This is a genomic window from Burkholderia sp. AU44665 (genome assembly GCF_030504405.1).
In the GTDB taxonomy this organism is placed as follows: Bacteria; Pseudomonadota; Gammaproteobacteria; order Burkholderiales; family Burkholderiaceae; genus Burkholderia; species Burkholderia semiarida.
This window is the reverse complement of record NZ_JAUJRI010000009.1, coordinates 250,711-259,412: the sequence shown is the minus strand read 5'-3', so window position 1 is coordinate 259,412 and position 8,702 is coordinate 250,711. Positions and strand designations below refer to the sequence as shown.

4 protein-coding genes are annotated in these 8,702 nt (G+C 65.7%); all 4 read left to right on the top strand.

Going from position 1 to position 8,702, the window contains the following annotated elements:
• Positions 1-513: 513 nt before the first annotated feature.
• The gene (locus QZM15_RS20565) at positions 514-1,395 is read left to right on the top strand and encodes a response regulator transcription factor (protein WP_302107150.1); all 882 of its coding nucleotides are present in this window, start codon (positions 514-516) and stop codon (positions 1,393-1,395) included.
• A gap of 1,062 nt (positions 1,396-2,457) precedes the next feature.
• Entirely contained in the window at positions 2,458-6,702 is a 4,245-nt protein-coding gene (locus QZM15_RS20560) for a YadA-like family protein (protein ID WP_302107149.1), read from the top strand.
• Between the two features lie 106 nt (positions 6,703-6,808).
• Positions 6,809-7,603, top strand: a complete 795-nt coding sequence (locus QZM15_RS20555; protein ID WP_060010700.1) for an OmpA family protein — start codon at positions 6,809-6,811, stop codon at positions 7,601-7,603.
• A 278-nt stretch (positions 7,604-7,881) separates the two neighbouring features.
• Positions 7,882-8,691, top strand: coding sequence for an NYN domain-containing protein (locus tag QZM15_RS20550; RefSeq protein WP_179231830.1), 810 nt, complete (start codon positions 7,882-7,884; stop codon positions 8,689-8,691).
• The last annotated feature ends 11 nt before the right edge of the window (positions 8,692-8,702 follow it).

The window sequence follows — 8,702 nt, the reverse complement described above, 5'->3', positions numbered from 1 at the left end:
GCTTCGGACGGCGGCAAGCGTAACCATCGAACGGCATCCGAAAGTCCAGTCGGATGCGAACCCCTACGACCGTGAGTGGTTTGCCTACTTCGCGCAGCGTGCTGCGATCCGAAGCCGGGTCTCCCGCACACGCCGCATGTGGTGCGGCCGCAGCTAGTACGCGTGCTGTCATAAAGCAGGTACACACGCCGGTCGGTACGTTGTGCCGCCGGGTTAGTTTAACCACTGGCCTTATAGAGGCTTGAGCCGTATGCGGGGAAACTCGCACGTACGGTTCTTAGGGGGCGGCGGCGCAGCAATGCGTCGTCGCTACCCGACTTTTCCATTGACGGCTGCTGCCATCCGCACGACCGCCGCCTGGCCACGACACCGCGCGCGCCGATGGCCCGAAATCGCGATTCCATTTATCGGCGCGCTCCCCGGGCAAGTAAAAAATTCCTTCGAAAAAGATGGGTTCCGTCTCTTTTTACTGGCCGCGTCATTCATACGACGAATTCACAAAATGTCACAATCTTGCTCATTACCGATGATTTATATTCCTTAACCGTTTGTTTCAATTGCATCAAAAAGCAAACGTTTGCCTGCTCGCACAGCCATGTTTGCCGTTTCAGTCGAGCAGGCCGATCACGATACCCGGGGGCACGAATGCGCATATTGGTTGTGGAGGACGATCCCGTTCAGGCGGAGGAAGTGCAAAGCGCACTTTCCCCTTATTGCCACACGATCAAGGTCGTCGTCGATGGAGAGCAGGCGCTGCGCTACCTGCGATCCGAATCCGTCGACGCCGTCGTGCTCGATTGGCACTTGCCCAGCCTGACCGGCATCGAAGTCCTGAACTGGATCCGGACACGTGCCGATGTCGAATACGGCGTGCTGTTCCTCACCAGCCGCGTCGAGGAACTCGATGTCGTCAGGGCGCTGGAGGCCGGCGCCGACGACTATCTGAGCAAGCCGTTCCGCGCCGAGGAGCTCGCCGCGCGGGTCAACGCGCTGTTGCGCCGCGTTGCGCGCAACGTGAAGCGCGACGAGCCGATCCGGGCGGGCGCGTACGTGCTGGACCCGGTGGAGCGCGCGGTCCGGCTTCGCGATACCAAGATCGAATTGACGACGAAGGAATTTCAACTCGTCGCGTGCCTGTTTCACAATCTCGGCAAGATCATGTCGCGCGAGTTGCTGGCGACCACGGCGTGGGGGCGGGAACTGGGAACGGAGTCGCGTTCGCTCGATACGCATATCTACCGGATTCGGCAGAAGCTGAAACTCGGGATCGAGAACGGCTTGCGCCTTTCCGCCATCTATACGCTCGGTTATCGACTCGATCAGATCAAACCCGCCGCCGAAGCGTCGGCCGACGTTCGTCGCGACGTAGGCATGCTGATGGAAAGCCGCGCGTGAGTTTCGTTGCAGGTAGGTAGCCGTGTCTCGGGCAGGAGGCGGGGCTCCCGGCATGCGCCGGCGCTTCGTCACGCAACGAGACGGGCTTCCGCGGCACTGGCCATCTCGAATCTCGCGCGGGCGCCGCAACGGCATTGCCGATGCTGATCGTCGCATTCTGCACCGCGACGAACCGCATCCGCACGGCGCCTGATATGCGCCGGCCGACGCGCCGGATTCCCTTGCGCCGCACGCCGACGTAATGACCGCCCCGCGTTCGCTTTGAACTCCTATTCATTTCGGAACACCTGACCATCGGATCTCCGATGCCTCCCGGCGTTTTGACACCGACGCGTGCTGCAAGTCAGCCCAAACCGTCTACGTGCGCCCCATCCGATCCATCGCAATAATGGCAGCGTCGTCACACGTTAACAATCATTCAATGCGTGACAAATGTTTGCTTTTTGATTCGAATGTTCTCTCCTAATATCTAGCATAACAAGGATCATGCAATTAAAGACGTTTATATCATTTTGAAAATGATCGATTCTCCGCACGGAAATCGGCATTCACCAATCTATAAAAGTCATCGCAAAGTACCCAGAACTATTCTCGAAGACGAATTTATTCGTCCAAAAATCAAGATCGCATATTGAATTGGCAGTTGTTCCGACTATCCCATTTACAGTAACGGCGGCCTGCCGTCGAGCACGATTTTTTCATGCCGAGATACAGAAATGGAAAACCTCATGAAGCGATCGGTGATCACCGCGACCGCGGCGTTGTCACGCGATCGACTTACCCGGCCCGCCCCAATCCCATTCGAGACCCGACACACTGTCGTGGTCGCACCCGATCATTCCATTCCGATATTTCGACGGCCGTGCGCCGTCGAAGTCGCCGAGCGACGCTCCCGCTCAAGACCCGCTTGCAGCGCCATGGACGACACCTCGCATCGTCCTCCATGGACAGCGCAAGATCTCGATCAACCGCCCATGACGCAAATTTTATTGTCACAAGGCATTTAGCACCACTACCCAATCGTATCCGATAAAGATTTATTCCTTCATAGGGGTGATCAAGATGAATAGAGTGTACAAGGTCATATGGAGCAAGTCTCGCGGCACGTTCGTCGCAGCATCGGAGCTCGGCAAGGCGCGCGGCAAGGGCGACTCCGGCTCGGACGTCTCGTGCGACGACCGGCTGGCGGGATCACACTCGGTGATCGGACAGCAACGGACCATTCGAATCCTTCTCGGCTTGGCGATCCCGGTTTGCCTCGGCGCGTCTTACCAGATCGCACACGCCCAGTATTCCGCTGGCAACGGCAGTGCCACGGGGACCGGAGATGTCGCGATCTCAGGCGCCGGCGGCGTAGCCGCAACCGCAAGCGGTGGACTTGGAATTGCCATCGGCAGCCAAGCATCTACCTCCGGACTGAATGCAGTAGCGCTGGGCACGAATGCCCATTCGTCCGCCGCCGGCGCAATCTCGATGGGAGCAAATGCACTCGCTACCGGAGGGAATGCGCTCTCGATCGGCGTGAACGCGACTGCGTCCGGGCAAACCAGCACCGCTCTCGGTCCCGCAGCCCTTGCGTTGGGCATCACGTCAACTGCGGTCGGCCCCAATTCATTGGCAACCGCTGCAAACTCTGTTGCCTTGGGCGTCTTGGCGTCTGCAACCAACACCGCGGCGACGGCGATCGGCTCGAGCGCCGTCGCGAGCGACACCGGCGCCAGCGCTTTCGGGCAAGCCGCCACAGCCTCCAGTAGCAGTTCGACTGCCATCGGCGGCAACACGACAGCCAGCGGAATCGGTGCGAGCGCGATCGGCCATCAGGCACTCGCGACCGGCACCAACGCTTCCTCGTTCGGCGCCTCTGCCGCCGCGACCGCCGAGAACGCCAGTGCGCTCGGCGATTTCTCCACGGCATCCGGAATCGGCAGCACGGCGTTGGGTGCGGGTGCACGGTCGAGCGCAGACAACGCGCTGTCCGGTGGATTGAATGCAGCGGCGTCCGGCGTTTCATCGATTTCCCTCGGCAACGCGTCGGTTGCCTCCAACAATTCCGCGACGACGCTCGGCGCCGGCGGTACCGCATCGGGCGACCACTCGACCGCGCTGGCGACGCTCGCGACCGCGGCCGGCAGCTACTCGATCGCCGCGGGCTTCAAGTCGATCACCACCAACACCGCCGACGCCGGCATCGCACTGGGTTCCGGCGCATCGGTCAGCGGCGCGTCCGGCGTCGCGATCGGCGTCAACAGCGGGGCGTCGGGTGTCAACGCGGTCGCGCTCGGCCCGGGCGGCACGGCGGGCGTCCCCGGTTCCGGCACGCAGGCGACGGGCGCGCAGGCCGTGTCCATCGGCTACAACGCGCTCGCCAGCAATACCTACGCGCAGGCATTCGGCAGCCAGGCGACGGCGAGCGGCACGAGCTCGATCGCCATCGGCAACACCGCCACGGCGTCCACCCTGTTCGGCATCGCCCTCGGCAACCTGGCGACCGCATCCGGCATTTCCGGCGTCGCGCTCGGCGCGGGTGCTACCGCAGGCGCCGACAACTCGGTGGCGCTTGGCGTGAATGCCGGGGTATCGGCATACGGCGGCGTCGCGATCGGCACCGGCTCGCAAGCGCTGGCCGGCTCGACGGTCGCATTCGGCGACACCAGCACGGTGGCCGCAGCCGCGGGCGCGGGTTCGATCGCCGGCGGTCACAACTCGCAGGTGACCGGCGGCACCGGTGCGATCGCACTCGGCGAAGGCCAAACCGCGAACGGCAACGGCGCGGTGGCGATCGGCGATCCGAACACGGCTACCGGCAACGGCGCCGTGGCCATGGGCGCCAACAACACTGCGAACGGCAATGGCGCGGTCGCGCTGGGCAATACGAACGTCGCGACCGGGCAGGGTTCCGTCGCGCTCGGCAACGCGTCGCAGGCCAATGTCGCGGGCGCGATCGCGATCGGCGATGCGGCCAACGTCCAGGCCGCTGCCACCGGTGGCGTCGCGCTCGGCTCGGGTGCGACTGCGAGCGTGGCCAACAGCGTCGCGCTCGGCGCGAATTCAGCGACGGTCGCCGCCACGCCGACTTCGAGCGCGGTCATTGGCGGCGTGACCTACAACTTCGCGGGCGCGGCACCGGCCGGCGTCGTGAGCGTCGGTGCGCCGGGCGCGGAGCGCCAGATCCAGAACGTTGCGGCCGGCCAGTTGAGCGGCGCCAGCACCGACGCGGTCAACGGGTCGCAGTTGTTCGCGACCAACCAGCAAGTAACGGCAAACACGACCGCGATATCGAACATCAACAACGGCGCGGGCATCAAGTACTTCCACGCGAATTCGACTGCACCCGATTCGTCGGCGACCGGCGCCGATGCCGTCGCGATCGGCGGCAACGCGCAAGCGACGGTCGCGAATTCTGTCGCGCTCGGTGCGAACGCGACCACCACCGCGGCCACCCCAACCTCGAGCGCGGTCATCGGCGGCGTGACCTACAACTTCGCGGGCGCAGCCCCCGCCGGCGTCGTGAGCGTCGGCGCACCGGGCGCGGAGCGCCAGATCCAGAACGTTGCGGCCGGCCAGTTGAGCGGCACCAGCACCGATGCGGTCAACGGTTCGCAATTGTTCGCGACCAACGAGCAGGTGACGGCCAACACGACGGCCATCTCGAACATCAACAATGGCGCCGGCATCAAATACTTCCACGCGAACTCGACGCTGGCCGACAGTCAGGCGACCGGGACGGACAGCATTGCCGTCGGCCCTCAGGCAGTCGCGAGCGCGGCCGGCAGCCTGGCCGCCGGCACCGGCGCGCAATCGAGCGCGGCGAGCGGCGTGGCGCTCGGTGCGCAGACGGCCGTTTCGATAGCCGGCGGCGTCGCGATCGGCTCGGGCGCCGTATCGGATCGCGCCATCGCGGCCGGCAGCGGCACGATTCCGGCCGGCAGCCACACCGTACCGTTCAATACGTCCGACGCGACCCTGCTGGGCGCCGTGTCGTTCGGCAGTGCATCGGGCAACACGTACCGGCAACTGATCAACGTCGCCGACGGGACCGACGCGCACGATGCGGTCACGGTCCGGCAGTTGACCGGGGCCCTGCAATCGTTCGCCGTCACGCCGACGATGTACTTCCATGCCAACTCGACCGCCGCCGATTCGCTCGCGGTAGGCGCCGAATCGATCGCGGTGGGGCCGACCACCGTCGTCAATGGAGACAACGGCGTCGGGATCGGCAACGGTGCGATCGTGCAGCAGACGGCGCCCGGCGGCGTGGCCATCGGTCAGGCCGCGAACTCGGGGCAGGCCGATGCCATCGCGCTGGGCAGCGGCGCGAATGCGACGGGGCCGCAATCGATCGCACAAGGCGCGAACGCCGTCGCCGGCACGTCGGGCGGCATCGCGATCGGCTCCGGCGCGAACAGCAGCGCAGCCGACGCCATCGCGTTGGGCTCGGGCGCCAGCGCGAGCTTCGCGAACAGCATCGCGCTCGGCGCCGGCTCGGTCACGACGGTCGGCGCGCAGTCGAACTACATTGCGTACGGCTTGAGCAGCCCGCAGTCGTCTGCCGGCGAAATCAACGTCGGCAACCGCAAGATCACCGGTCTCGCCGCCGGCTCGGCCGGCACCGACGCGGTCAACGTCAGCCAGCTCGAGGCCGTCAACCAGAACCTGACGACGCTGATCCAGAACATCAGCAGTACCAACGGTAACGGCGGCTTCCCGTCGACACCGGGCTCGTCGACGCCGCCCGCATCGACGGGCTCGAACTCGTCGGCAGGCGGCAACGGCGCGGTGGCGTCCGGCTCGAACAGCACGGCGGTCGGCAACGGCTCGACCGCATCGGGCACCGGCTCGACGACGATCGGCTCGGGCGCGACGTCGTCCGGCAACGGCTCCGTGGCGATCGGCTCGGGCAGCAACGACGGCGGGCGCAACAACGTCGTGTCGATCGGCACGGCGACTTCGACGCGGCAACTCACGAACGTCGCCGCCGGCACCGCGCCCACCGATGGCGTCAATGTCCAGCAACTGAATGCCGCGGTGGGCAACGCGAACGCGTACACCGACGCGAAGATCCAGTCGCTGCGACGCGACGCGGACGGCGGCACCGCCAGTGCGATGGCCGTCGCGGGCCTGCCGCAACCGTCCGGCCCCGGCAAGAGCATGGTGGCGATCGCCGGCAGCGTCTATCGCAGCCAGTCGGGGCAGGCGATCGGCATCTCGACGATCTCCGAGAACAATCACTGGATCTATAAGGCCGCCATCACGACCAACACGCGCAACGACTACGGCGCCGTGATCGGCGCGGGTTACCAGTGGTGACGGCGGAAAAACGGCTGTCCTGCAGCGACACGCGGCGGCCGCGCGCAACGATCGATCGTTGCCGCGGCGCCGGATACGCGGCTCCTTATACGATGAGAGACTGATCATGAAAATCCAATGGGCACTTGCGCTGTCCGTCAGTGTGCTTTCCGTTGCATCCCTGGCAGGCTGTGCGGCCGACGGGCCGCCCCGCTTCCCGGATCCGCAATCCGCCAGCCCGAAGGGCGGCACGTTCGTGAACGTGGCCAACCTGCGTAACGTCGGGCCCGGCCTCAACAAGGACCAGATGTTCGACCTGCTCGGTCCTCCTCACTTCAACGAGTGGTTCGTCGGCAGCCACGTGTGGAACTACCTGTTCGACTTCCGCCGCGGCAACGAAGTCGTCTCGTGCCAGTACCAGGTGCGCTACGACGAGCACATGAAGGTGAGCAATACGTACTGGCGCGACCCCGCATGCGCGGACTTCGTGCGCACGCAATCCGCCGCGCCGGCGGCCGCGGCAGAGCCGCCGGCCGCGCCGATCGAGCAATTCACGCTGCAAAGCGACGCGCTGTTCGCGTTCGGCCAATCGAGCCTCGAATCGATGCAGCCGGGCGGCAAGGCGCAGCTCGACGATGCGGTCGAGCGGATCAAGCGCCACAAGACGATCACGCGGATCGTCGTCGTCGGGCACACCGACCGGATCGGCACCCCCGCGGTGAACGACCCGCTGTCGCGCGCGCGGGCGCAAACGGTCCGCCGCTATCTGATCGCGCATGGCCTGGACGGAAACGTCATCGAGGCGGACGGCGTGGGATCGCGCGAGCCCGTCGCGCATTGCCCGCCCGGCCAGAGCCGCGCCGTGATCGCGTGCCTGCAGCCCGATCGCCGGGTCTCGATCGCGGTCAGCGGCCGCGACTGACCTGCCGCGACGCCGGTGGCGTCATTCACGCTTCGCCCGCGTGGCGGGCGCCACATCGAACGACCGGCAAACCGGCATCGCGCCCCTGTGGGCGGTAACGCGCGCCTCGGGCTTGCCGGCATCGCCGGCGGCATCGCGTTTGCCGCCGTATCGGCGCCGGGCCGGAACGACCGAGCGCCCGCGCCGCGCCCTACCCGTGCGGAAAGCGCGCGACGCGGCACGACGGCGCTTGATTCGAACGCCTGAGCGACCAGCTACCAGCAATCCGGATGACGACGATGAGAAGGGTCGGGGTGTATGTGGATGGCAGCAGCATCGACGCGAATGGCGGCCATCTGATGCGATACGACGTGCTGCGCGCGCTCGCGGGTCGGGCCGGCGCCACGATTCAGCGGTTGCACGCGTATCTGAGTTTCGACGCACGCCGCGCGGCACGCTCCGCCGATTACGACGCGCGGATCAAGGGCTATCAGGCGGCACTGCGCGACAAGGGATTCCGCGTCACGGTCAAGCCGCTCAGACACATCGCCGACGAGGATGGCACCGAAACCGTCAAATCGAATTCGGATCTGGGCATGGCCATCGACGCGCTGTCCGAATCGGACCGGCTCGACACCGTGCTCGTCGCCACCAGCGACGGCGATTTCGTCGAAGTCGTACGAGCGTTGCAGAAGAAGGGATGCCGGGTCGAAGTCCTCGGGTTCGACAACGTGCCGCTCGAATTACGCGATGCGGCCGACCAGTTCATCAGCGGCTATCTGGTGCCGGGCCTGCTGCCGGTTCGCGATGCGGCCTCCGGCTCGCCTGCCTGGGGCCAGGTCGGCTCACGCGTGCGCGGCGTGTGCAACCGGTTCGAGCCGGACGACGGATATGGCTTCATCGCGTTCTGGGCCGCGTTGCCCGATACGCCGCTGCTCGCGGCGGCCGAGACGAGCCCCGCCTACTTTCGCGGCAGCAGTTTGCAGGATCCGTCGATCGTCGCGCGGTTGCCGTCTCGAAGCACGATTCTCGAATTCGACCTCGCGATGCCCGCGAAACACACGGGCGCCCCTGAGGCGCGCCGGATTCAGGTCGTTTCCAGCGCCTAGCCATCAAGGCA

What these genes read in the sequence shown, in the direction of transcription:
- QZM15_RS20550 (WP_179231830.1), top strand. Translation starts at nt 7,882, where the DNA reads ATGAGAAGGGTCGGGGTGTATGTGGATGGCAGCAGCATCGACGCGAAT.
- QZM15_RS20555 (WP_060010700.1), top strand. Translation starts at nt 6,809, where the DNA reads ATGAAAATCCAATGGGCACTTGCGCTGTCCGTCAGTGTGCTTTCCGTT.
- QZM15_RS20560 (WP_302107149.1), top strand. Translation starts at nt 2,458, where the DNA reads ATGAATAGAGTGTACAAGGTCATATGGAGCAAGTCTCGCGGCACGTTC.